The organism is Mesorhizobium sp. L-8-3 (genome assembly GCF_016756615.1).
In the GTDB taxonomy this organism is placed as follows: domain Bacteria; phylum Pseudomonadota; class Alphaproteobacteria; order Rhizobiales; family Rhizobiaceae.
The window spans coordinates 3830425-3855506 of sequence record NZ_AP023262.1 but is presented as its reverse complement, the minus strand read 5'-3'; the positions used below and the strand labels follow the sequence as shown (position 1 = coordinate 3855506).

20 protein-coding genes are annotated in these 25082 nt (G+C 65.5%); 10 read left to right on the top strand and 10 right to left on the bottom strand.

The annotated features are described in order from the left end of the window. Window positions 1-4: 4 nt before the first annotated feature. Together JN302_RS18010 and JN302_RS18005 are read right to left on the bottom strand one after the other, a co-directional pair. On the bottom strand, window positions 5-946 hold the full coding sequence (locus tag JN302_RS18010) for a threonine ammonia-lyase (RefSeq protein WP_202333957.1): 942 nt from the start codon (window positions 944-946) through the stop codon (window positions 5-7). Continuing rightward, window positions 943-1965 carry a succinylglutamate desuccinylase/aspartoacylase family protein gene (locus JN302_RS18005; RefSeq protein ID WP_202313897.1) on the bottom strand — a complete coding sequence of 341 codons (1023 nt, stop codon included), beginning with the start codon at window positions 1963-1965 and terminating at the stop codon, window positions 943-945. Before JN302_RS18005 ends, JN302_RS18010 begins: the two co-directional genes overlap by 4 nt. 651 nt (window positions 1966-2616) lie before the next feature. Here JN302_RS18005 and JN302_RS18000 point away from each other — a divergent pair. From JN302_RS18000 to JN302_RS17990, 3 genes are all read left to right on the top strand, one after another. Then, complete coding sequence (locus JN302_RS18000; RefSeq protein ID WP_202333956.1) at window positions 2617-4767, top strand: indolepyruvate ferredoxin oxidoreductase subunit alpha; 2151 nt, start codon at window positions 2617-2619, stop codon at window positions 4765-4767. 8 nt (window positions 4768-4775) lie between these two features. Further along, entirely contained in the window at window positions 4776-6320 is a 1545-nt protein-coding gene (locus JN302_RS17995; RefSeq protein WP_244846441.1) for an indolepyruvate oxidoreductase subunit beta family protein, read from the top strand. Between the two features lie 247 nt (window positions 6321-6567). Further along, window positions 6568-7998 carry an IS1182 family transposase gene (locus JN302_RS17990; RefSeq protein WP_202330014.1) on the top strand — a complete coding sequence of 477 codons (1431 nt, stop codon included), beginning with the start codon at window positions 6568-6570 and terminating at the stop codon, window positions 7996-7998. 359 nt (window positions 7999-8357) lie between these two features. Here JN302_RS17990 and JN302_RS17985 read toward each other — a convergent pair whose 3' ends face one another. After that, window positions 8358-8825: a MarR family winged helix-turn-helix transcriptional regulator gene (locus JN302_RS17985; protein ID WP_244846673.1), complete on the bottom strand. Its 468-nt coding sequence runs from the start codon at window positions 8823-8825 to the stop codon at window positions 8358-8360. Window positions 8826-9124: 299 nt separating this feature from the next. On the opposite strand from JN302_RS17985, the gene JN302_RS17980 reads away from it, so the two are divergent. Next, window positions 9125-10699, top strand: coding sequence for a phytoene desaturase family protein (locus JN302_RS17980; RefSeq protein WP_202334324.1), 1575 nt, complete (start codon window positions 9125-9127; stop codon window positions 10697-10699). Window positions 10700-11064: 365 nt separating this feature from the next. On the opposite strand, the gene JN302_RS17975 is transcribed toward JN302_RS17980, so the two are convergent. The 4 genes from JN302_RS17975 to JN302_RS17960 form a co-directional block, all read right to left on the bottom strand. After that, on the bottom strand, window positions 11065-12645 hold the full coding sequence (locus JN302_RS17975) for a phytoene desaturase family protein (RefSeq protein ID WP_202333954.1): 1581 nt from the start codon (window positions 12643-12645) through the stop codon (window positions 11065-11067). Window positions 12646-12712: 67 nt separating this feature from the next. Further along, window positions 12713-13501 (bottom strand): cyclase family protein, encoded by a 789-nt coding sequence (locus tag JN302_RS17970; RefSeq protein WP_202313888.1) that lies wholly within the window; start codon window positions 13499-13501, stop codon window positions 12713-12715. A gap of 747 nt (window positions 13502-14248) precedes the next feature. Beyond that, a complete protein-coding gene (locus tag JN302_RS17965) occupies window positions 14249-14755 on the bottom strand; it encodes a flavin reductase family protein (protein WP_202334323.1) in 507 nt (168 codons plus the stop codon). A gap of 53 nt (window positions 14756-14808) precedes the next feature. Further along, window positions 14809-15933, bottom strand: a complete 1125-nt coding sequence (locus JN302_RS17960; RefSeq protein WP_202333953.1) for an LLM class flavin-dependent oxidoreductase — start codon at window positions 15931-15933, stop codon at window positions 14809-14811. A gap of 127 nt (window positions 15934-16060) precedes the next feature. On the opposite strand from JN302_RS17960, the gene JN302_RS17955 reads away from it, so the two are divergent. From JN302_RS17955 to JN302_RS17930, 6 genes are all read left to right on the top strand, one after another. After that, complete coding sequence (locus tag JN302_RS17955; protein ID WP_202313886.1) at window positions 16061-16651, top strand: winged helix DNA-binding protein; 591 nt, start codon at window positions 16061-16063, stop codon at window positions 16649-16651. A 221-nt stretch (window positions 16652-16872) separates the two neighbouring features. Continuing rightward, window positions 16873-18408 carry an ABC transporter substrate-binding protein gene (locus JN302_RS17950; RefSeq protein ID WP_202333952.1) on the top strand — a complete coding sequence of 512 codons (1536 nt, stop codon included), beginning with the start codon at window positions 16873-16875 and terminating at the stop codon, window positions 18406-18408. A gap of 44 nt (window positions 18409-18452) precedes the next feature. Further along, on the top strand, window positions 18453-19460 hold the full coding sequence (locus JN302_RS17945; protein ID WP_202333951.1) for an ABC transporter permease: 1008 nt from the start codon (window positions 18453-18455) through the stop codon (window positions 19458-19460). Beyond that, the gene (locus tag JN302_RS17940; protein ID WP_202333950.1) at window positions 19453-20328 is read left to right on the top strand and encodes an ABC transporter permease; all 876 of its coding nucleotides are present in this window, start codon (window positions 19453-19455) and stop codon (window positions 20326-20328) included. Before JN302_RS17945 ends, JN302_RS17940 begins: the two co-directional genes overlap by 8 nt. Beyond that, window positions 20325-21203 carry an ABC transporter ATP-binding protein gene (locus JN302_RS17935; protein WP_202333949.1) on the top strand — a complete coding sequence of 293 codons (879 nt, stop codon included), beginning with the start codon at window positions 20325-20327 and terminating at the stop codon, window positions 21201-21203. The genes JN302_RS17940 and JN302_RS17935 overlap by 4 nt, the downstream gene beginning before the upstream one ends. Then, entirely contained in the window at window positions 21196-21990 is a 795-nt protein-coding gene (locus tag JN302_RS17930) for an ATP-binding cassette domain-containing protein (RefSeq protein WP_202333948.1), read from the top strand. The genes JN302_RS17935 and JN302_RS17930 overlap by 8 nt, the downstream gene beginning before the upstream one ends. Window positions 21991-22150: 160 nt before the next feature. Here JN302_RS17930 and JN302_RS17925 read toward each other — a convergent pair whose 3' ends face one another. From JN302_RS17925 to JN302_RS17915, 3 genes are all read right to left on the bottom strand, one after another. Continuing rightward, a complete protein-coding gene (locus tag JN302_RS17925; RefSeq protein WP_202333947.1) occupies window positions 22151-22588 on the bottom strand; it encodes a RidA family protein in 438 nt (145 codons plus the stop codon). A gap of 11 nt (window positions 22589-22599) precedes the next feature. Further along, entirely contained in the window at window positions 22600-23790 is a 1191-nt protein-coding gene (locus JN302_RS17920; RefSeq protein WP_202334322.1) for an acyl-CoA dehydrogenase, read from the bottom strand. Window positions 23791-23879: 89 nt separating this feature from the next. Beyond that, window positions 23880-25079: an acyl-CoA dehydrogenase family protein gene (locus tag JN302_RS17915; RefSeq protein WP_202333946.1), complete on the bottom strand. Its 1200-nt coding sequence runs from the start codon at window positions 25077-25079 to the stop codon at window positions 23880-23882. Between the last annotated feature and the right edge of the window lie 3 nt (window positions 25080-25082).

Genomic DNA, 25082 nt, shown 5'->3' with positions numbered 1-25082 from the left:
GACATCACCCGAGGATCGCGTCGGGCCCTGCCCCGCAGACGATCGCGCAGACCCGTTCGCCCGGCTTGACCGCCACTCGCCCTTCGCGCAAGGCGGCGATCGCCGCCGCGCCGCTGAGATCGGCGGCAAGCCCCATCTCGAACCAGAGCCAGGCTGCGGCCTTCCTCATCTCCTCGTCGTCGACCAGCACGATCCCGTCGACGCGGTCGCGCACGATCTCGAAGATCGCATCGTCGGACTTGGCGCAGGCCATGGTCGCCACCGAGGTGGTGATCTTGTCGAGACCGATATTCTCACCGGCTTCGATCGCGCGCAGCAGCACCGGGCAGCCTTCCGCCTCGATGCCGATCACCCTTGTCGAGGGCTTCAGCGCCTTGACCGCCGTGGCGACGCCGCTCGCCAGCCCGCCGCCGCCCATGGCGATCAGGATGACGTCGACATCGGGCATCTGGTCGAGGATCTCCATTCCGACCGTCCCCTGCCCCGCCACGACTTGAGGGTCGGCGAAAGGATGGAAGTAGGCGGCACCAGTCCTCTCGGCGAAGTCGAGCGCGGCGACATTGGATTCGTGCCAGGCCGAACCGACGATCCTGACATCGGCTCCCCAGGCCTTGAGCTTCTCGATCTTGGCCGGCGTGGCGTTGGTGGGCAGGAAGATCGTCGCCGGCACGCCGGCCATCCATCCGGCGCGCGCCGTGGCGAGACCGTGATTGCCGCCCGAGGCGGTGACGATGCCCTTGGCGAGATCGGCCTTCGCGAGCGACAGAAGCCGGTTGGTCGCACCACGCGCCTTGAACGAGCCGGTCACCTGCAGCAGTTCGAGTTTCAAGGCGACGCTGGCGTCACCGAGCGGCGACATCAACGCCGTCGCGTCCATCATGGGCGTCCGCCTCACATGGCCATTGATGCGCTCCGCCGCCGCCCTGACGTCCTCGATGCCGATCACGCGATATCTCCTTCATAAGGCGCGGCCACCGTCACGCAGCAATTGCCGCTTACGACCCGGCCGGGCTGGCGGCGACCATAGACGATTCCATCGCAGGCGTATTCCAACACTTCGGGGGCGCGCGCCGGATCGCCGAGATTGTGGATGCGCCCGGCCGGCTCGCCCGCCCGGACGTTGGTCCCGAGCGGGTGGAAGGGTTCGAAGACGCCATCGCAGCCGGCGAGCACATAACCGTCCCGTCCCGGGATCTTGAGGATTCCTTGCGAGCCGGGCGCCTGCCCGCCGGCATGGACCGGAGGCGCCAGCACCCCGAAATGGCCGAGCACGTTGCGCACGCCGCGCCTGCATATCCCAAGCGCGTCGATCGAAACGGTGCCCGCCCCCGCCATTTCGGTGCCGACCGTGGTGAGCCCCGCGCGCACGGCCGTGGCAGTGGAGGTGCGCGGCTCTCCCAGATTGTCGATCACCACCGTCAGCGGAGCGCCGAAAGCGAGCACCGCTGCGATGTTGCGCCTGCGATGCTCCGGATCGGGCGCCGGCTCGACAATGGCGCTCGGCAGGATGTTGAGCGACGAGCCCCCCGAATGCAGATCGACGAATGCGTCGCCGAGCGGAAAGATGACGTCGCTGACATAGGCCGATATCTGTTGGGTGATGGTGCCGCCAGGATCTCCCGGGAAGGTCCGGTTGAGATTGAGCCCGTCCACGGGCGAGGTCCGCCGCCCGGCGAGCACCGCGGGAATATTGACCGCCGGCAGGACGATGATGCGCCCGCTGACCTTCCCGGGATCGAGCTCGCGGATCATCTCGCCAAGCGTGATCGGCCCTTCATATTCGTCGCCGTGGTTTCCGCCCTGCAGGATGACGGTCGGCCCGCTGCCGTTTGCGATCACCGCAAGAGGGATGCGAGTCGCGCCCCAGGCATCCTCATGCGGCGAATGCGGGATGTCGATGAAGCCGACCTGCTTGCCGGGCCGGTCGAAATCTATTGATGTATGGGCGGTGGATTTGCGAGCCATGGTCTCGGTCATCGGAAAGAGGAAAAAGGTCGGCAGCGGCCCCCGGCGCGCTTGGCGACGTCGGCGAGCGTCGGGCGTCGCTCCTTCGTCCTTTGCGTCATCGAAACACTGCTTTTCGCGTGAGAATACGCCCTTCAATAGCTGATGCGGCCCCTTTGTCGTCAAGCCTGCCTGGGGCGGAGCGGTGGAGGAACTTGGCCGACGGCGCAGGATTGCGATCTGCCGGGGATTTCACGTTCCGCGCCAGGATCGGCATAAATATGCGTTGGAATATTCTTTGGCCTGCAATTCGAGAGCGGCTGACGATCGGCAAGGTCGACGCTCACCCCTCATCCGACCGCGCTTCGCGCGGCCACCTTCTCCCACAAGGGGAGAAGGGAGCGCTGCCGCGGCGCTTGCGCCAATCGCCAGCGTCGATGATTTACGGGGGACGCCGAAGCCAGGCACCTGCCTTCTCCCTTGTGGGAGAAGGTGGCCGCGCGAAGCGCGGTCGGATGAGGGGTCTGCGCGACGCATGCAGGAGAATGACCGAACGCTCTCGACCCACTGTCCCCGCGCATCCCGCCTTTACTCCACTGCGGAACAGTTATATGCTTTTGCAAATTTCGAGACACCTGCGCCAGCACGGTCGCAAGCGGCGGGAGGAGAAGCATGGCCGAACGTTCTTTTGCCAGGGAGGTCGAGGACCTCAAGCTGGGCGAAGGCGAGATCTTTCGCGGCGAGGGCATCCTGGCCATCACCAAGGCGCTGCTTCAATCCGGCGTCTCCTATGTCGGGGGCTATCAGGGATCGCCGATCTCTCATCTGATGGATGTTCTGGCCGACGCCAAGGACGTGCTCGACGATCTCGGCGTGCATTTCGAGAGCTCGGCCTCGGAGGCGGCCGCCGCGGCCATGCTTGCCGCCTCGATCAACTATCCGCTGCGTGGCGCGGTGACCTGGAAATCCACGGCTGGAACCAATGTCGCCTGCGACGCGCTGACCAATCTCGCCTCCAGCGGCGTCAAGGGCGGTGCGCTCATCATTCTCGGCGAGGATTTCGGCGAGGGCTCGTCGATCCCGCAGGAGCGCAGCCACGCTTTCGCCATGAAGTCGCAGATCTGGCTGCTCGACCCCCGCCCCAACCTGGAATCCATCGTCAAGGCCGTCGAGGACGGTTTCGAGTTGTCCGAGGTCTCGAACACGCCCGTGATGCTCGAAGTGCGCATCCGCGCCTGCCACGTCCACGGCCAGTTCGTCGCCAAGGCGAACAGGCGACCGGATTTCACCATCGCCGAGGCGCTGGAGAATCCGGTGCGCGACGTCAATCGCATCGTGCTGCCGCCCGCCTCCTTCGGCCACGACAAGGAGAAGATAGAAAAACGCCGGCCGGCGGCGATCGATTTCATCAAGCAGCGCAAGCTCAACGAGCATTTCGGACCGCAGGACGGCGATGTCGGCATCATCCTCCAGGGCGGCATGTACAACACCGTGATCCGCGCGCTGCAGTTCCTGGGCCTGGCGGACGCCTATGGTGTCTCGGCCGTGCCGCTCTATGTGCTGAACGTCACCTATCCGCTGATCGACGACGAAGTGGCGGCCTTTTCGGCCGGCAAGAAAGCCGTGCTGATGGTCGAGGAAGGTCACCCCGACTATCTCGAGCAGGCGGTCAACACCATCCTGCGCCGCCGCCACGTCCACGCTGCCGTCTCCGGCAAGGACGTGCTGCCGATGGGCGGCGACTACACGGCCGCGGTTCTGATGAAAGGCATCGAATCCTTCCTGGTGACGCACCAGGCCGGCTTGCTCGGTAACCGCCCACCCCTGCCCTCGGCCGATCCAGTGCTCGCCGACCCCAAGGTCAAGGCGCTCGGCGACGTGGTGCCGGCGCGGCCGGCCGGCTTCTGCACCGGCTGCCCGGAGCGGCCGATCTTCGCAGCGATGAAGCTCGTCGAAAAGGAACTCGGCCAGCACCACATCTCCGCCGATATCGGCTGCCATCTCTTTTCGATCCTGCCGCCCTTCAACATCGGCGGCTCGACGATGGGCTACGGCCTGGGCCCTGCCTCGGCTTCCGCCTTCAACGTCAAGGCGGGCAAGAAGCCCATCTCGATCATGGGAGACGGCGGCTTCTGGCACAACGGCCTGTCGAGTTCGGTCGGCAATGCCGTCTACAACAAGCATGACGGCGTCATCATGGTCGTCGACAATTTCTACTCCTCGGCGACGGGCGGCCAGGACATCCTGTCCTCGCGCGCCGACAATCCCGAGCGCTCGACCAACAACCCCATCTCCAGGGCGGTAAAAGGCGTCGGCGCCAAATGGGTGCGTGAGATCGACCGCACCTATGACGTCGCCAAGATGCGCGACACGCTCAAGGAAGCGCTCACTTCCAAGGAGGAAGGCCCCAAGGTCATCATCGCCTCGTCCGAATGCATGCTGAACAAGCAGCGGCGCGTGAAGCCGCAATTCTCCAAATCGGTCAAGGACGGCAAGCGCATGGTGCGCGAACGCTTCGGCGTCGACGAGGACGTATGTACCGGCGATCACGCCTGCATCCGGCTTTCGGGCTGCCCGTCGCTTTCGGTCAAACACACCACCGACCCGTTGAAGGACGACCCTGTCGCGGCCATCGACAACACCTGCGTCGGCTGCGGCAATTGCGGCGAGGTCTCGGAGGCGGCAGTCCTTTGCCCCTCCTTCTACCGCGCCGACATCGTCTACAACCCGACCGGCTGGGATCGCTTCCTGGCCCGGATGCGAGGCGCCCTGATCGGCTTCCTGCAACGCCGGCGCGATCGCCGCCGCACCGTTTTCGCGTGAGTTCGGCCGTGAACCAGATTGCAGAGATCAAGAAGGCGCTCAACGCCGACAAGCCGATCGCGGTCGCGATCCTCGCCATGGGCGGCCAGGGCGGCGGCGTGCTCGCCGACTGGATCGTGGCGCTCGCCGAGAACGAAGGCTGGGTGGCGCAGTCGACATCGGTACCGGGCGTCGCCCAGCGAACCGGAGCCACGATCTACTATGTCGAGATGATGCGGCCGCGTGACGGCCACTTGCCCGTGCTGTCGCTGATGCCGACCCCGGGCGATGTCGACATCGTACTGGCGGCCGAATTCATGGAAGCCGGACGCTCCATGATGCGCGGGCTGGTCACGCCCGACCGCACGACGCTGATCGCCTCGACCCACCGCTCCTACGCGGTGGGCGAGAAGGAGAAGCCGGGCGACGGCACCGGCGATCCCGAAACCGTAGTCGAGGCCTCAGGCGTTGCGGCCCGCCGCAGCATCGTCTTCGATATGCAGCAGCTTGCCGAAGAGAATGGCAGCGTGATCTCATCGGCGATGTTCGGCGCCCTGTGCGGCGCCGGCGTCCTGCCTTTCGGGCGCGCTGCATTCGAAACCGCGATCAAGGCCGGCGGCAAGGGCGTCGAGGCGAGCCTTCGCACCTTCGACGCGGCTCTGAAGCGCGCCCAGAGCGGCAAGTCCGATCCGGTGCAGCGCACTCCACGCAAGGACCTGCCGGAGCCGCCGCGATCGGTGGGCGACGTCGGGCTCGATGCGCTGCTCGCACGGATCCATGCCTTTCCCGAGCCGCTGCGTCCGATGCTTTATGCAGGCCTGAAGCGGGTGGTCGATTTCCAGGATCCCGCCTATGGGAGCGAATATCTCGACCGGATGGAACGGCTGCTCCGGCTCGACCGTGCTGCCGGTGGCGAGAGCCGCGGCCTCGCCTTCACGCTCGCCGCGGCGAAATATGTCGCCGGCGCGATGGCCTATGACGACGTCATTCGCGTCGCCGACCTGAAGACCAGGGCGTCACGCTTCGAGCGCGTGCGCCGGGAGATCGCGGCTACGGACCAGCAGCTCGTCTATACGACGGAATATATGCACCCGCGCATGGAAGAGGTCGTCGGCACGCTGCCGGTCGGGCTGGCCCGCTTCATCGAAAGCCGGCCGCGTCTCTTCGCGGCACTCGACCGCCGGATCAATAAGGGAAGGCGCGTGCGCACCGGCACCATCGGCTGGTTCGCGATGCTCTACACGCTCGCCGGGATGCGGCGGTTCCGCCGCCGGCTGATGCGCCATGCCCGCGAGATGGAACACATGGATGCCTGGCTCGGCACAGCCGAAGCCGTGCTTCCGGTGAACTACGATCTCGCCGTCGAGGTCGTCGGCTGCCGCAGGCTGGTGAAAGGCTATTCGGACACCCACGCCCGCGGCCAGTCGAAATTCGACCGCGTCATGGGCATGGTGCCGGCGCTGCGCGAAAGGAGCGACGGCGCCGAGTGGTTGAAGCGCCTGCGCCAAGCGGCGCTGCTCGACGAGGAAGGCAAGGCCCTGGACGGCGCGATCAAGACGGTGGAGACGCTTTAGGCCGGACGGTTGGGGCACCTGTTCATCCCCGGGGCTAGCGTGCGTCCATCGCAGAGGTACCCCTCATCCGACCTCGCCCTGCGGGCGAGGCCACCTTCTCCCACCAGGCCGTGTGAAAACTCGGGCATTGGTTTTTTTGATGTGTCGAGGAGCATCTTGGGCTTCCCAAATCAACCTGGATCGGATTCAAATTGTTGATCCAAAGCAGTGATTTGCCGGATTTTTGGTAGTTTGAGACGAGGCCGAAATGGCGCATATGACAGGCCAGTCGCGGGAGCAAACGAGCTTGTTCCCGGAAACCTTGGACGAGGCGGTCGGTGCCGATCATCCGGTGCGGGTCATCGATGCCTTCGTCGACAGCCTCGATCTGGCGCAGCTCGGTTTCTCCAAGGTTGTTCCCGAGGCCACGGGCCGGCCACCCTACGATCCGGGCGATTTGTTGAAGCTTTATGTGTACGGCTACCAGAACCAGGTGCGGTCGAGCCGCCGGCTTGCGGCGGAAGCGCGGCGCAACATTGAAGTGATGTGGCTCACCCATCGCGCGGCGCCGGCCTTCAAGACGATTGCGGATTTCCGCAAGGATCATCCGGAAGCGATCGTTGGGGTGTGCCGGGCCTTCGTGCGCTTCTGCCGGGAGCAGGCGCTGGTCGGCGGCACGTTGCTTGCGATCGACGGGACCAAGATCGATGCGGTGGCGAGCCGCAAGCAGGTGGTGACGGCCAAGGAACTGGAGAAGGCGACGGCGGCCGTGGATCGCAAGATTGCCGCCTATCTTGCGCAGATGGACGAAGCCGACCGGGACGAGCGCGCGGCGCAGACGGATGGCGTGGACGTTGCGGCGGCGGTGGCGGCCTTGCGGGCGCGCCGCGAGCAGATCCAGCAGCAGGCCGAGGCTTTGGCCGGACGCGGGTTGAGCCAGTGGGTTCGCACCGAGCCCGAGGCCAAGCTGATGCGCACGGCTCGGCACGGCCATCAGGTGGCCTACAACGCGCAGACCGTGGTCGACGCAAAACACAAGCTGGTGGTTGCCTTCGACCTGACCAATGACGGCAACGACCAGTGCCAGCTCCACCCGATGGCGGTGGCCGGCCGCGAAGCCGTGGACGGTGACAAGGTAACGGTGGTGGCCGATGCCGGCTATTCGAACGGCGAGCACGGCCAGCGCTGCGAGGACGACGGCATCACCGCCATCGTGCCGCGGGCCGAAACCGTTAACCCGGAAGGCAAAGAGTACTTCACCCGCGACCAGTTCAGCTACGACGCCGAGAGCGACAGCTGGCGCTGCCCGGCCGGCGAAACGCTCACCCACCGGGAGACCTCGTGGACGGAACAGAAGAAGAAGTACGGGACCAAGGCCTGTGCGGACTGTGCCTTGAAGCCGAAGTGCACGCAGGCCGCCAAGCGCACCATCATCCGCCACTTCCATGAAGATGCGCGCGAGGCGATGCACCGGCGCGCCATCAGCGACCCCGAGTGGATGGCGCAGCGGCGCATGCTGGTCGAACACCCTTACGGCACCATCAAATGGATGATGGGCCATCCCCGGTTCCTGGTCCGCGGGCTGAAAAAGGCCAGGTCCGAGTTGGCGCTCAGCGTCCTGGGCTACAATCTGAAGCGGGTGGTGAACATTCTGGGTGTGCCGGCGCTGCTCCAGACCCTGCTGTCCTCGCAAGCATAGGGGGGCATGAACTCGTGCCTCAACTTCCAAACCACTCACCACGCTATGCCTCCGTCCAGTTCTCACACGGCCTGCCACAAGGGGAGAAGGGAAAAGCCTGCAGCGACGTCTCGGCCAAATCGTTGACGTCAGCGATTTGCACAGCACGCGAAACTGGGCTCCAGCCTTCTCCCCTTGTGAGGGCTTTGCACAGAGATTCTGTTCACGAGACGTCTCAGAATCAGACGCGAACAAACCGGAATCGAAGACGGAACATTGTTCTTCTGTGCAAAGCCCTCCTTGTGGGAGAAGGTGGCCGCGCGAAGCGCGGTCGGATGAGGGGTACTTTTGCGCGGATGAGAGAAAGGCCACTCCCAACCTTACAAATCATGCTTGCGCACATTCTGCAGCATGCGATGAAGCGTCGCCACGAAGCGCGTGTAGTCCTCTTCGTCGATACCGTCGAAGAGCTGTTCGAAGCGGTCATAGATCGATGGCCAGATCCTTGCCAGCGCTGCCCTGCCCTCCTCGGTGATCGAGACGTCGCGGATGCGCATGTCGTCGGAGCGCGGCTGGCGGCGCACCCAGCCCTGCTCCTCCATCGCATCCAGCGTGCGGCTGGTCGTCGACTGCTCGGTGACGGCATAGACCGACAATTCGTTGATGGTGAGGGTCGGCATGACCGACAGCACCGCCAGCACGCGCATATTCGTCGTGGTCATCTCGAAGGATTTCAGATCATCCGAGACATTGGCGTTCCACCGTGCCGTGACCCTGTTCAGGAGGTAGGGCGCGAACTGGTTGAGCCCGATCTCGCCGAGGCTCGGCAAACCGTCTCCGGCAGCCACCGCCCAACGCGACGCCTTTTTCGACTGCGTGTCATCGGCGCTCAAGCCAGCCTCCAGAGAATCTTGCCGTCCGACATCACGTGCCGGAGACTTCGCCACAGAGGTAGCAGATGCTTCCATGCTCCTGCAAGCTTTCCAGGACGAGCCCGCAGCGCGCGGTGCTAGCAACGAAAGCGAGAAAAGAATCAATCCGAATGCAGCAGTATCGGTCGTCACCGTACTGCGATCGGCCAAAATCGAGGGCACCGGCTGGACACGATCTATGCATTCAGGAATATGTATCCGAGATCAGGCAGGAGCTGACAATGCATGACGCGATCGTCATAGGCGCGGGGCACAATGGTCTTGCCGCCGCCATCCATCTTGCCGCGCGCGGCTGGAAGGTGGCCGTGGTCGAACAGGCGGCCGAGCCGGGCGGCGCCGTCAAGACCCGCGAAGTGACCCTACCGGGCTTCCGCCACGATCTGTGCGCCATGAACCTGTCGATGTTTGCCGGGTCCGCCTTCTTTGCCGCCTGGAAGGACGAGTTGATCGCCCACGGCCTCGAACTCGTGCCGGCACCCGACGCCTTCTGCTCGGCATTTCCGGACGGAAGCTGGCTGGGCGTCAGCGCCTCGCTCGACGAGACAGCCTCGCGGATCTCGGCGATCTCACCTCGGGATGCCGATGCGTGGCGTCGCATGGTCGCCGATTTCGGAGCGCAGGCGCCCCATCTCTTCGGCTTACTCGGCGCCGAGATGCCGTCGCCGCAGACCGCGCGAACGGTCTGGAAGGCATGGCGCGCCATGGGCACGAGCGGCCTCCTCGACATCGGCCGCATGCTTCTTTCCACGCCGCGCGACTTCCTCGACGCCCATTTCGAAAGCGACAGGCTTAAGGCGATGATGGCGGCATGGGGGCTCCACCTCGATTTTGCGCCCGACACGGCCGGCGGCGCGCTTTTTCCCTATCTGGAATCGATGGCGAGCCAAGCCTTCGGCATGGTTATCGGCAAGGGCGGAGCCGACACCATCATCCGCTCCATGACCGCCCTGCTCCGCGCCAAAGGCGGCGAACTGTTGCTTGGCACGGCGGTCGACCGGATCGAGACCGATGGCGGCCGCGCCACGGGCGTGAGACTATCGGACGGCAAGGTGCTCCGCGCCAACAAGGCCGTTATCGCCAATGCGCATCCGAAGCTGGTATTCGGCAAGCTCCTGCCAAGCGACCCGAAACGCGCTGCCTTCGACGCCCGCATTGCGAGCTTCCGCGCTGGCCCCGGCACCATGATGATCCATCTGGCGCTCGACCGCCTGCCGGACTGGAAGGCCGGTCCCGACCTTCACCGCTTTGCCTATGTGCATCTGGCGCCCGACATGGGCCTGATGGCGAGAACCTATGCCGAGGCGGCCGGGGGCCTGTTGCCGCGCGAACCGGTGCTGGTCGTCGGCCAGCCCACCGCCGTCGATCCTAGCCGCGCGCCCGAGGGCAAGCATGTGTTGTGGGTGCAGGTGCGCGTGCTTCCAGCCGACATCACCGGAGACGCCGCGGGGACCATCACGGCCCGCACCTGGGACGAAGCCAAGGACGCTTATGCCGAGCGGGTTCTGGACCTGCTCGAGACCTATGCGCCCGGCATCCGCTCGCACATCCTCGGGCGCTCCGTGTTCTCGCCGCTCGACCTCGAGCGCGAGAACCCGAACCTCATCGGCGGAGACAATCTTTCGGGCAGCCACCGCCTCGACCAGAATTTCCTGTTCCGCCCCGTCGCCGGCTGGTCGCGTTACCGCACCCCGGTGGAGAAGCTCTATCTCTGCGGCGCCTCGACCTGGCCCGGCGCCGGGACGGGCGCGGGATCCGGCTTCATGCTCGGGCGCCGGCTCGGCGGGAAGTAGGGACGAGCAAAGGTGGCGACGTTCATCGTTTGCGCCAAGACACCCCTCATCCGACCTCGCGGAGCCTGTCCTCGGGCTTGCCGGAGGCAAGACCCGTGGGCGAGGCCACCTTCTCCCACAGGGGGGCCCACAGAGGGAGACGGGAACGCTTGCGGCAAGGTCTCGGCCTATCGCAACCGTCGACGATTTGCAGAGCCGGTCAAACCGGGCTCCTGCCTTCTCCCCTTGTGGGAGAAGGTGGCCTCGCGAAGCGAGGTCGGATGAGGGGCTCTCTCGGCAATACGCTGAGGGGTTCTCTCGGCAATATGCCGATGAGTTGTCGGCGATGGCGCACCGCGCAAGCCCGAGAAGAGGACGAGGCAGACCTACTTCAACGCCGATCCCAGCAGGAAACCCGAGCCGCCGCCGAGCCCGGGGCCGGGATGGGTCGAGGCGCCGATGTGATAGAGGCCGGGCACGTGGGTGCCGTGATTGACCGAACCCTTGAACGGCCGCCAGATGAAGAACTGGTCGAGGCCGCAATAGCCGCCATAGGGATCGCCGCCGACCAGATTGACATTGAGCGCTTCGAGATCGGCCGGCGAATAGCTGCGCCGCGCGAGCACCGTCTCGCGGAAACCTTCGATGTGATCTGTCAGGATCGCCTCGATGCGGTCGGCGAAGGCCTCGCGGGTCGCCGCGTCCCAGCGACCGTCCTCGGGCGTCGCGATGGTGCCGCCGGCATCGCCTTTCAGGTGACGCGGCGCTTCCGGCAGTTGCAGCCACAGGATCGCCTTGCCGTCGGGCGCGCGGCTCGGATCGAGCGCCGTCGGCTGGCCGACGCAGATCGTCGGCACCGCCGGTAGCACGGAACGTTCGGCCTCGTTGGCCGCGCGCGATACGCCGTCGAGGCCGGGTGTCAGATGGATCAGCGCAACCTTGTCGAGACCTGATGTCTTCCACCGTGGCGGCTGCGACAGGGCATAGTGGATCTGCATGTCGCCCTTGCCGTAGCGATAGGCGGCGACGCCGTCACTCACTTCGGACGGCATCGGTTTGCCGGCAAGCAGCCGGCCATAGAGCTGGTTCGGCGTCACCGAGCAGATGACACCCTTGCCGGCGCTCAAGGTCGTTCCGTCAGCGAGACGCACGCCGTCGGCCCTGCCGGCGCCGTCGAGTGTGACCGCCTCGACATCGGCCTCGGTCCTGACGCTGCCGCCCTGGTCTTCGATCAGCCTGACGAAGGCGCCGGCGAGGTTGCGGACACCGCCCTTGACGATCGGGCAGCCCGCCGCCTCCACGGCGAAGGCAATCACCTTGGCCATTTGGGCGGAATAGGCGCTCTCGGGGCCGAGACCGGTATGCAGGACCCACGGCGCCCAGAGCGCCTGGGTCACCTCGGACCGATAGGTTGTTTCCAGATGCGCCCGCGCCGTCTCGAGCGCCTCACCGAAGAACGAGGCAAGTGCACGCGGACCGCGTCGCCACGTCTCCTTGAGCACGGTCTTGAACATGCCGCCCGACCACAAGGAACCGCCGAGCAAGGAAAAGATGAAAGGCGCATTGGCGCCCATCCCATCCATGACCTTGGCGAAGCGGGCGCCCTCGCCTGCCGCGAGCCCGTCCAGCATGGCAAGGTTGCGCGCCCTGTCGGTCGAGAAGACCGCCGCCCGGCCGTCCGGCATGAGGACGGCCGTCGGCGTATCCGTGCCTGCGATCTCGAGGCCGCGGGCATGCAGATCCTTGCCGAGTGCGGCATAGGCCGGAGACAGGAGGAAGAGCACGACCGTCGTCGCCATGACGTCGTGGACGAAGCCCGGCTGGGTGATCTCCTCGGTGCGCAGGCAGCCGCCGACGCGGTCGCTGCGCTCCACCACCAGCACCTTGCGTCCCTTTCGGCCGAGCATGGCCGCCGCGACCAGCGCGTTGATGCCGCTGCCCACGACGATATAGTCGGCGTCGCTCATGGCCGTGTCTCCGCTTTGTCGGGGAAGGCCGGCGGCATCAGATCAGACGCCGCCGGAAACGGCGCTCTCAGGCCGGAACCAGCGCCAGCGCGCGGACCGGGGAACCGGTGCCGTTGACGAACTTCAGCGGCGCCGCGATGAGGATCGCGCCCTTGGGCGGCAGCTTGTCGAGATTGACCAGCGAGGCGAGGCCGTAGCGATTGGCCTTGTGCATCAGATTGTGCGCCGGGAACGGCGGGTTCATGCCCCCGGCCGAGCCGGCGTCGGTGCCGACCGTCTCGGTGCCCCAGCCGATCGCGCCCTGGGCAATGATGTATTCGATGGCTTCGGCGGTCGGCCCGGGCGAGTGCGGACCGTTCTCGTCGGCATTGAGGAAGGTCTCGGTCGAGCCGTTGCGCTTGTACCAGTCGGAACGCAGGAGCACCCAGCTTCCCGGCTCGATACGGCCGTGCCTGGCCTCCCAGGCCTTCACATGGTCGGGCGTCAGCAGGAAGTCGTGATTGGCGGCCGTCTCCTGGGAGATATCGATGACGTTGACGGGCGCGACGAAGTTCTTGACCGGGATCGTGTCGGTCGTGCCGTCGGCATAGTCCTTGCCGGTGATCCAGTGGACGGGCGCATCGAAATGCGTGCCGCTATGCTCGCCAAGTTCGAGCCAGTTCCACGACCAGAACGGGCCGTCCTGGTCGTAATGCGAGATGCTGTGGACCTTCACCGGCGGGGTGTTCTTGCCGATCTGGGGCGGCAGATAGATCAGCGGCGTTTCGGGACCGAGCGGGGCCGACAGGTCGACGACGGTGATCTGCCCGGAGAGCAGCGCTGAAGCGATGTTCGAAAGCGCGGATGTTGCAGTCATGGTTCTTCCCCTGTTGAAACGATGGGCCGAGTCGCCTCGGCCTCAGGAAACCGGGTTTGCGGGTAATGGGCGCGAGCACGGCCAAAAGCCGCGGTCCGGCGGCTGCGGACTCGACGACGTCTTCGGATGGATCAGGCTTGCCGGCTGCACGTCGCGCTCTTGTTCCTCGGTCCCGAGCATCGATCTGCAATGTTTAGTTTAGACCTAAAATATTATCAAGCATGAAACGACGTACCCGTCCGAAAACCGTATTCTGCGGCATCGCGCCTGCGAAGGCGAGAATAATCTTCGATTGCATATAATCGGTTCGGGCCCGGAGAGCGGCTTTTCTCCGGCATCCCAGGGTGCCTCTCCGGCATCCCAGAGTGCCTCTCCGGCACCCCGGGGGTCCCTCCGGCATCGCGGCTACCGAATGCACACATCGCGAAAGTACCCCTCATCCGACCGCGCGGAGCCTGTCCTCGGGCTTGCCGAAGGCAAGACCCGTGGGCGCGGCCACCTTCTCCCACAAGGGGAGAAGGGAAGGCTGCGGCAACGTCTTCGCCAATCGCAAACGCCGGCGATTTGCAGAGACGGCCAAGCCAGGCTCCAACCTTCTCCCCTTGTGGGAGAAGGTGGCCTCGCCCGAAAGGGCGAGGTCGGATGAGGGGTGCTTCCACGATGCGTGCATCCCATAGCGGCCTCCCGGGGTGCCGGGGAACGGAAAGTCGCTACCGTCCCGGACAAACACACCGGGCCAGCCCGGCCTCAGGCTGCGAGCGGCCGGTAGCCGCCACGCCAGTAGGTGAGCGCGCCGCCGGAATCCCTCGTCCCCACAGCGGCAACGGAGCCGATCACGATCGAATGCGAGCCGCGGTCGATCATCTCGTCGAGCCGGCAGTCGAACACTGCGACGGCATCCTCGAGCAGCGAAGCGCCCGTCGCCAGCGTGATCCAGTCTGCGCCCTCGTAGCGGTCGGCACCCTTGATGCCGCCGAAGCCCGAGAAGCGCTCCGCCACCTGCTGGTGCTGCGGGCCGAGCGAACTCACGCCGAAATGCCCGAAGCGCTCGATCAGTGGCCAGGTGGACGACGAACGGTTGACGCAGGCGATCACCTTGGGTGGATCCGCCGAAAGCGACACCATCGAGATGACGACCAGGCCGGAGCGGTCCCTTCCGGCGCCGGCGGTGATGACGCTGACATTGCCGACGATGAGGCGCATGGCGGCGCGGAACGCCGCCGCGCCCTCGCTGGTCGACAGGTCGCGCAGCATGAGGCGCTGCTCATGCGGGATGAGGCGCTCCGACATGATCACCTCCCCTTGCGTCAGGCGGCCGCTTCGGCCGGGCGATGCGCAGGACGGATCCCCCGGGCTTCCAGGATCGGCAGGACGTTGTCGCGGAAATAAGGGAACTCCTCGGCATAGTCGACGAAGGACAGCGTCGTTCCGCGGAAGCCCGCCTCATGCAGGGAGATGATGCCTTCGGCGACCTGCTCCGGGGTGCCGGTCAGCGGGAAGCCGCCATGGCCTGCCGCCATGCGGTCGCGGATCAGCGCAAGCAGGTCATGCGGGAAGGAACGTGCATGGGCGAACTGCAGCCGCACCAGATTGTCGACCGCCTCCCAATCCGCATGGGTCTTGCCGGAATGTTCGAGATAGTCGCGCGCCTCCTTCTCGGTCGGACGGCACACGACATGCGAAAAGGTGAGAACCTCGACCGCCCTGCCCGCTTCCTTGCCCTGCTGCTTGAGTGCGGAAATCTCGTCCTTCGAACGCGCCAGGTCGATGGCCGGCGTGAACAGGAAGTCCGCGTTGCGCACGGCGAACTTCCGCCCCTGGTCGGACCCGGCAGCATTGAGGATGGGCAGCAGCGTGGACGGGCGCGGATCCCCGAGCACGTTCTTCAGCTTGAAATAGGTTCCGTCCCAGTCGAAGGCCTCCTCCCTGCTCCATAGCGCCCTGACGATGTCGAACCATTCCTGGGCGTAGCCGTAGCGGCTCTCATGATCGTCGGGCAGCGTGAGGCCGAGTGCTTCGTATTCCGGCTTGTTCCAGCCGGCCACGATGTTGAGGCCTACGCGGCCGTCGCTGATCTGGTCGATCGTCGCAAGCTGCTTGGCGACCACGACGGGGTGGTTGGCGGCCGTGTGGACCGTCGCGAACACGCAGATGTTGCGTGTCTTGGCCAGCAGGCCGGCCGCCCAGGTCATGGTTTCCAGGACGCCGCCGTGGAAATTGGTCTCGCCGCCGTAACCGATCCAGCGCGCGATCGGCAGCATGAAATCGATACCCGCATCGTCGAGCAACCGCGCCAGTTTGAGATTGTTGGGCCAGGAATTGTCCCAGCGCTCCGGCACCTTGGTCACGGTCATGCCGCCCGAGCAGTTGGATGCGAAGGTCCCGAGCAGGAACGTGTCGCGGTCGAACATGCGGTTGCGGGATGCGGTCATCGTGGTCTCCTCCCTTACGATGGAATTTATGATAGAAAGTCTATTTAAAAATCCATGTGGACGCAAGGGGGAGATGTGGCTCTATATGCCGGAGCATGAATCCCGGAACCGGCCGGAGGAGACCGATATGGCCAGACGCAACCAGCAGGAGGCAGCGCCCGGCAGTCTCGATCGCACCTGGCACCTGGCGCGCACCCCTCTGGAGATCGACGTTGCCGAACTCGAATATGCGTTGATGCGCTCCTTCGAGGCCTTCGGCCGCTGGCAGGCCGAATGCCTTGCCTCCGTCGTCGACTTCGCGGCGAGCGGCCCGGAGAACGCACTGCTCCACATCATCCGCATGAATGATCGGCCCAAGAGCATCCGGGACCTCGCCTACATGGCCAATCGCGAGGATATCCCGAATATCCAGTACAGCCTCCGCAAGCTCATAAAGGGCGGCATGGTCGAGCGCAGCGGCAGCGGTCGTTCGGGCGTGACCTACGAGGTGACCGATCTGGGACGCGACGTCACCGATCGCTATGCCGACGTGCGCGCCGCGCTGCTGATCGACGCTGTCCGGCATGTGCCGGAACTCGCCCAGCGCCTGGAGGACGCCGCACGCACGCTGGAGCTGATGACCGGCATCTATGCCCAGGCGGCGCGCAACGCCGCGACGCATCGCCGCCTGCCCGGCCTGTCCAGCGCGGTGACATCAGCCAAAAGGGTGAAACCGTAATCCGACGCATGAGGTAGTCGCGTCGACTTTCGAACGAGGGCACCCCCGACCGACCTTCGGCACGATCGTCGTCGACGCAACGAAAAAAGCATTCGTCTGCATATAAATGCCGCTTGGCAAAGCCGAGCAAAACATTTTAACATTGAAGAATCGCAAGATCGGCGGGCAGCCGGCGGTTCTGTCGGCGCTTGGCCGACGGCAGGGGAACCATGGAGATAAATATGACGACGCTCAACAGGCGCGAGGCTCTGGCCCTCGGTGCGGGGACATTTCTGGCGGGCATTCTGGCCGGACGGGGCGTGGCTTCGGCCGCGGTCGGCGATACGCTCACCATAGCCTTCAACGTGAACCTTCCCTCCTTCGATCCGACGGTCGGCCCCTCGGCGGTCAATCCGACGATCCAGGCGATCTACCAGTCGGTCTTCGACCAGTTCATCGGCCAGGCGCCCGACCTTTCGTTCAAGCCGGGCCTGCTCGCCGAATGGGGCTGGAACGAGGACAAGACCAAGGTCTGGATGACGGTGCGCGAAGGCGTCACCTGGCACGACGGCTCACCCTTCACCGCGGAAGACGTGGTCTGGTCGCTGGATCGCGCGGCCAAGCAGGAGACCGGCAATCCGATCCAGTTCATCTGGTCGACCGCAGGCAACTACCAGATCGAGGGCAACAAGATCACCGGCGACGTGATCCGTTTCGAGCCGACCTATTTCAAATGGATGGCTTTCCTCACCGGCTATGTGCTGCCGAAGGCCTATTACGAGAAGGTCGGCGCGGAGGGCTTCGAGAAGAAACCGATCGGCACCGGCCCCTACATGTTCGACGCCTACGAGGGCAACGCGTTCCTGCGCCTCAAGGCGAATCCAAACTATTTCGGAGGCAAGCCGCCCTTCGAGACGGTCGTCTTCAAGTTCATCCCCGATGCGACCAGCCGCGTCGCCGAGATCGAGAGCGGCTCGTCCGACATCACGCTCGACATCCCCTATGAGGAATTCGATCGATTGAAATCGGCATCCGGCCTCGCCGGCGTCGCCACCCCGATCACCGACATCGGCATGATATTCATCAACAATGTCGATGTGATGCTGGACAAGAATGTGCGGCTCGCCGCCCATCACGCCATCGACAAGAAGGCGATCGTCGACCGTCTGCTGCGCGGCTACGGCGTGCCGATCGATACGCTGGAGGCGCCCGAATATGCCGCCTACGACGCTTCCATCGTGGTGGGCTACGATCCGGAAAAGGCCAAGGAGCTTCTGGAGGCGAGCGGCTATTCGACCGACGAGCCGGTGAAGTTCGCCATCCAGACGACGCGCGGCCTGAAGCCCAAGGACTACGAGATGATCCAGGCGGTCGTCGGGATGTGGCGCAAGGTCGGCATCGAGGCCGAGATCGAGGTCTACGAGATCGCCAAGCATTACGAGTTGCGCGCCGCCGACCAGCTCGCTCCCGCGGCCTTCTACAACTGGGGCAATTCGATCGGCGACCCGACCACGTCGACCGGCTTCGCCATGTTCGGCCCGTCTCCGCATTCGGTGTGGAACACGGACGATCTCGACGGCATGATCGGGCCGCTCTGGGGTGAGAAGGACGAGGAGAAACGTATCGCGGGCTGGAAGGCGGTGTCGAAATACATCGCCGAGAACGGCTATGTGATTCCGCTGCTGCAATATGTGCAGCCGATCGTCTACAAATCCGACCTGAAGGTCACACCGAGCGTGGCAGGCTCGATGCAGCCGGTGCTCGTCGGCAGGGCGTAACCCCTGCCGCAAGGTAGTGGCCGACACGAAGGTCAGAATTTTCGATGGCCATTGCCAGATTGTCTAGACGGGTTGCCATGGCGGCCGTGACGCTGTTCGGCGTCGGGCTGATCGTCTTCGTGCTGCTGCGCGTGGTGCCGGGCGACCCGATCGCCATGATGATCGCGCCGGGCGCCAGTCCGGCCGAAATCGCTGCGATGCGTGCCCGCTACGGCCTCGACGAAAGCATCGGCATGCAGTTCGTGCTGTGGCTGAAGGGCATATTGTCGGGCGACTTCGGCACCTCGATCTCGTTGCGTCGCGACGTGCTCGGCCTCCTCGCCGAGCGGCTGCCGGCGACGCTCGAACTGGCGACGGCTGCGTTGCTGGTCGCAGTCCTTCTGGGCGGCAGCGTCGCCGTCATCGGCACACGGTTTCGGCGGAGCGCCGGCGAAACCGTGGTCGACACCGTCAACGGCCTGTTCCTGGCGGTTCCGGATTTCGTCTGGGCGCTCGCACTCGTCCTCGTCTTCGGTGTCTTCTACCCGCTCTTCCCGCTTTCTGGCCGGGTCGATCCGCAGTCGGCCTCGGACTTCGCCACCCGTTTCTATCTCCTCGAAAGCATCGTTACCTTGCGTTTCGAAAAGGCGCTCGAAGTGGCGTCACATATGGTGATGCCCACACTGGCACTCGCTTTGCCGCTCGCTGCCGTCATCACGCGCGTGCTCAAGGACGCATTGTCCGAAGCGATGGTCCAGGACTATGTCGCCCTCGCCCGTTTGAAGGGCATGTCCGAGTTGCGGCTGATCCTGCAGGAGGCGATGCGCAACGCCGTCGGCCCGACGCTCGCGCTGACCGGCGTGCAGTTCACCTTCCTGATCGGCGGAACCGTGATCGTCGAGCGCATCTTCTCCTATCCCGGTGTCGGCAACATGGCCATCGATGCCGTCATCAACCGCGACCTGCCGCTGATCCAGGGTTTGGTGCTGGTGTTCGGACTGATGTTCATCCTCATCAACATCCTGGTCGACCTCGCCGTGGTCGCGCTCAATCCGCGGCTGCGCCATGGCTGAGATCACCCTGACAGCGCCGCGCCGGTGGCGGATGCGAAACCTCCTCTTGGAGCCGAAGGTGCTGCTCGGCGGCGGCTTCATACTGCTTCTCATCGTTCTGGCGCTCTTCGCGCCCTGGATTGCGCCGAAGGATCCGCTCGAGCAGGATCTGATGCTGGGCACGCTGCCGCCCGCCGGCTTCGCCGGAGCCGAGCCGGGCTATTATCTCGGGACCGACGATCTCGGCCGGGACGTACTCTCCCGCGTGATCTACGGCAGCCGCATCGCGCTGATAGTTGCCTTCGTCGCGGCAAGCCTCGCCGCCATTCTCGGAACGGCGCTCGGCCTCGCCGCCGGCTGGTACGGCGGCTGGGTGGACATGATCGTGTCGCGGCTCGTCGACATATGGATGGCGTTCCCGCCGGTGCTGCTGTCGATCCTGCTCGTCGCCATATTGGGGTCGGGCGTCCATTCCGTGATCGCCGCGATCGTCATCATCGACTGGACGCGCTTCTGCCGCGTCGTGCGCGCCGAGACGATGGCGCAGGCGAGCATGGATTATGTGACGGCCGCGCGCACGATTGGATTTCCCCGGTTGACCATATTGCTGCGCGAGATCCTGCCCAATGTCGCGCCCGTCCTGATGGCGCTGGTCAGCCTGGAAATGGGCATCGCCGTGATCGTGGAGGCGATCCTGTCCTTTGTCGGCCTCTCGGTCTCGTCAGACACACCGACCTGGGGCGGAATGATCGCGCAGGGCGGGCAGATCGTGCATCACGGATGGTGGGTGCTCGCCTTCCCCCTATTCATGCTCTTCGCGACTGTGCTGGCCTTCAACCAGTTCGGCGATGGCCTGCGCCGCGCCCTCGACCCGGTGATGCAGCGATGAGCGTTCTGTCCATCCGCGGTCTCTCGGCCGTCAGCGACCGTGACGGTGGCGCGCCAATCCTGCGCGGGGTCTCGCTGGACCTCGCGGCCGGAGAGGTGCTCGGCCTCGTCGGCGAAAGCGGCGCCGGAAAGTCGACCATCGCCAAGGCGGTGCTCGGCATGCTGCCGCGCGCGGTGCGCATCACGGGAGGCTCCGCCCTTTTCACGGGCCGGGACCTTCTTCGCCTCTCGCCGAACGCTCTTCGCCTGATCACCGGCTCGGAGATAACGCTCATCCCGCAGGATCCGATGACGGCGCTCAATCCGGGTCGGCGCGTCGAGAGCCAACTCACGGACGGGCTGCGGCTGAAGCGCGGCATGTCGGCCGCGGCGGCGCGCGAGCGTGGGCTGGCTCTCCTGGACGAGGTCCGCATCCGGGAACCTGAGCGCGTCATGCGCAGTTTTCCGCACGAGCTGTCGGGCGGCATGCGCCAGCGCGTGCTGATCGCCGCCGCCTTCGCCATGGACCCGAAGCTCGTCGTCGCCGACGAGCCGACGACCGCGCTCGACGTGACCGTGCAGAAGCAGATCCTGCGTCTGATCCGCGCCATGCAGGCCAAGCACGGCACCAGCGTCATCTTCGTTACCCACGACCTCGGCGTGGTCGCGCAGATATGCGACCGCGTCACCCTGCTCTATGGCGGCATGGTCGTGGAGGCGGGCGCGACGGCCGAGATCATGGCGCGCCCGCAGCACCCCTATATGCAGGCGCTGCTCGCCGCCGGACCGCGTTACGACCGGCCCGACCGTGCGCTCGCACCGGTGCCGGAAAGCGTCTTTGCAGGCCTGCGTGCGGAACTGGCAGCGTTCGATCGCAGGGGGCCCCGCCATGTCTGACAAGCTTCTTGCCGCCTCCGGCATCGAGGTTGCTTACGGGACGGCCCGCAACATCAAGGTCCTGCATGGTGTCGACCTGACAATCGCCAAGGGCGAGACGGTTGGCATCGTCGGCGAGTCCGGATCAGGCAAGACGACGCTCGGCCGTGCCCTTTTGCGCCTGGTCGACGTGACGGCGGGCAGGATCGTGTTCGACGGCGGGGACATCACGCATATCAGCGAGGCAGCCATGCGCCCGCTGCGGCGGCGCATGCAGATGATCTTCCAGGATCCGATGTCGTCGCTCAACCCCCGCCACACGATCCGGCGCATCCTGACGGGCCCTCTGTTCCTCCATGGCCTAGCCACGGACAGGCGCGATGCCGAAAAGAAGGCGGCGCAGGTGGTCGAGCGTGTCGGCCTGCCGTTCGCCAGCCTGGACAGGAACCCGCATGAATTGTCGGGCGGCCAGCGTCAACGCGTCGGCATCGCCCGTGCCGTGGTGATGCGGCCCGATTTCGTGCTGGCTGACGAGGTGGTCTCGGGGCTCGACGTCTCGACGCAGGCGCAAGTTCTTGCGCTGATCGGCGAACTCAGTCGCGAAATGGGCCTCGCCGTCGCCTTCATCAGCCACGACCTGTCGGTCATCCGCGCCGTCTGCGATCGCGTCATGGTGCTGGAAGGCGGCAAGGTCGCCGAAGAAGGGCCCTGCGCCAGCGTCTTCGAAGCACCGCGCTCGGACTATACGAAGGCATTGCTCGACGCGATCCCGCTGCCGGAACCCATGCCGGGCTGGTTGGAGCGGTAGGCGAGGCGCTACCTCTTCTCCCCCCTTGAGGGGGAGATGGCCGCGAAGCGGCCAGAGGGGGTCCGTGCGGCAGCGCGAGACTGCGTCGAGTCCAGCGGAGAGAACCCCACCCGACGGCTTCGCCGCCACCCTCCCCTCAAGGGGGAGGGAAAGTAGCCCCTCAATCCGGCACGACAGCCGTGGCCTGGATTTCGACCAGCGCTTCGTCCTCGACCAGCCCGGAGACCTCCACGACGGCCATGGCCGGGAAGTGGCGTCCGATCGTGGCCTTGTAGGCGGCGCCGATCTCCTTGAGCGAGGCGGAGTATTTCTTCCGGTCGAGCACGTACCAGGTCATCGTCGTGATGTGTTCGGGGCCCGCGCCGGCTTCGCGCAGGATGGCCACGATGTTCTCCAGCGTCTGGCGCACCTGGCCCGGCAGGTCTTGCGCCTCGAACTTGCCTTGTCCGGTCCAGCCGATCTGGCCGCCGACGAAGACGGTACGGCCGCGCGCCTCCATGCCGTTGGAATAGCCGACGGGCCTTGCCCAGTCGGCCGGCTGGAGCACACGGTGCGGCGTGCCGCCGGAGACATGTTCGGAGAGCTTTGTGACAGTCATGATCGTCCCGTTCAGTTCGAGAAGGCGGCGATGCCGGTGATGGCGCGGCCGAGGATCAAAGCGTGGATGTCGTGGGTTCCCTCATAGGTGTTGACCACTTCAAGGTTCACCAGATGGCGGGCGACGGGGAATTCGTCGGAAATGCCGTTGCCGCCCAGCATGTCGCGCGCGGTGCGGGCGATATCGAGCGCCTTGCCGCAGGAGTTCCGCTTGAGGATCGAGGTCAGCTCGACCGGCGGCGCGCCTTCGTCCTTCAGGCGGCCAAGCCGCAGGCAGCCTTGCAGGCCGAGCGCGATCTCGGTCGCCATGTCGGCGAGCTTTTTCTGGATCAGCTGGTTGGCAGCGAGCGGACGGCCGAACTGCTTGCGGTCGATGACATATTGCCGGGCCGTCTCGTAGCAGGATTCCGCTGCGCCGAGCGCGCCCCAGGCGATGCCGAAACGCGCCGAGTTGAGGCAGGTGAAGGGCCCCTTCAGCCCGGTCACGCCGGGAAGCATGTTCTCCCCGGGCACGAAGACGTCGTCCATGACGATCTGGCCGGTGATCGAGGCCCGCAGGCCCACCTTGCCGTGGATCGCCGGTGCCGACAGGCCTTTCCAGCCCTTTTCCAGGATGAAGCCGCGGATCAGCCCATCCTCCGTCTTGGCCCAGACCACGAAAACGTCGGCGATCGGCGCATTGGAGATCCAGGTCTTGGACCCGTTGAGCAGATAACCGCCGTCGGCCTTGCGGGCGCGGGTCGCCATCGAGCCGGGATCGGAGCCGTGGTCCGGCTCGGTCAGGCCGAAGCAGCCGATCTTGGTTCCGGCGATCAGGCCGGGCAGGTATTTGCGCTTCTGCTCCTCGCTGCCGAAGGTGTAGATCGGCACGATGACCAGCGACGACTGCACGCTCATCATCGAGCGATAGCCGCTGTCGATGCGTTCGATCTCGCGGGCGATCAGCCCATAGGAGACATAGTTCAGCCCGGCGCCGCCGTAATCTTCCGAAACCGTCGGCCCGAGCAGGCCGAGTTCGCCCATCTCCGCGAAGATCGAAGAATCCGTCTTCTCGTGGCGGAAGGCCTCCTGCACGCGCGGCGCCAGCCTGTCCTGGGCGTAGGCACGGGCCGTCTGGCGCACCATACGCTCTTCGTCGCTGAGCTGGGCGTCGAGCCCGAACGGATCGGCCCAGTCGAAGGCGCTTTTGTTGGAAGCATGCATGTTCATGGTCGTTCCTTATCCTAACGAGCGTGGATGCCAACGCATCCACGCGACCTCAATCGCCGGCGCGACCCCTCCGGGCCGCTTGGCTACTTCGGGACGCTTTTCAGCAATTCGCGGCCGATGATCAGCTTCTGGACCTCTGTCGCGCCTTCATAGATCCGCAGCGCGCGGATCTCGCGATAGAGGCGCTCGGTGATCTCGCCGACGCGCACGCCGCGGCCGCCGAAGAGCTGGAGCGCCTGGTCGATCACCCATTGCGCATTCTCGGTCGCCGTCATCTTGGCCATTGCGGCCTCCCGCGTGATCGGCAGCTTCTGCACGTCGCGCCGCCAGGCGGTACGGCAGGTGAGCAGCGCGGCCGCATCGATCGCCGTCGCCATGTCGCCGAGCGTGCTCTGGGCTGTCGGCAGGTCGGCGAGCGTGGCGCCGAACATGGCGCGGCTGCGTGCATGGGCGAGCGCCTCATCGAGCGCGCGACGCGCGAAACCGATCGCCGCCGCCGCCACCGACGGGCGGAAAATGTCGAGCGTGCGCATTGCGATCTTGAAGCCCTCGCCCGGCGCGCCGAGCATCTGGGCCGCGGGGATGCGGCAGTTCTCGAAGCGAATGCGGGCAAGCGGATGCGGCGCGATGGTCTCGATGCGCTCGACGATCGAGAATCCCGGCGTGTCGGCGAAGACGACGAAGGCCGAAATGCCGCGCGTGCCCGGCGCCTCGCCGGTGCGGGCAAACACCGTATAGACGTCGGCGATGCCGCCATTGGAGATCCAGATCTTCTCGCCGTCGAGGACGAAGCTGTCGCCCTCTCGCCGCCCCGTCATGCTCATGGCGGCGACGTCGGACCCCGCATTTGGCTCCGACAGCGCGAAGGCCGAGATCAGTTCGCCCCGGGCGATGGCGGGCAGAATGCGCTGCCTGATCTCGTCGGACCCGGAAAGGCTGATGGCGCCGGTGCCGAGCCCCTGCATGGCGAAAGCGAAGTCGGCGAGGCCATCTGCATAGGCAAGCGTTTCGCGCACAAGGCAAAGCGAGCGGCTGTCGATCTCGTCCGAGATCCCGCCGAACGCCTTGGGGACGCAGTTGCGCAGGATGCCCGCCGCGCCGAGTGCGGCGACCAGTTTCTTGCAGGCCGCATCGGCGTTGCCATGGTCGATCACGCCAAGTCCGCCCCCGGCGATGAAGCGGTCGAGCTCGGTCGCGAGCGAACGATGCGCCGCGTCGAAGAAGGGCCATTCGAGATGGTCCCGAGTCGGGCTGCCGGCCTCGGCCGGATGGTGGGCATCCATAGC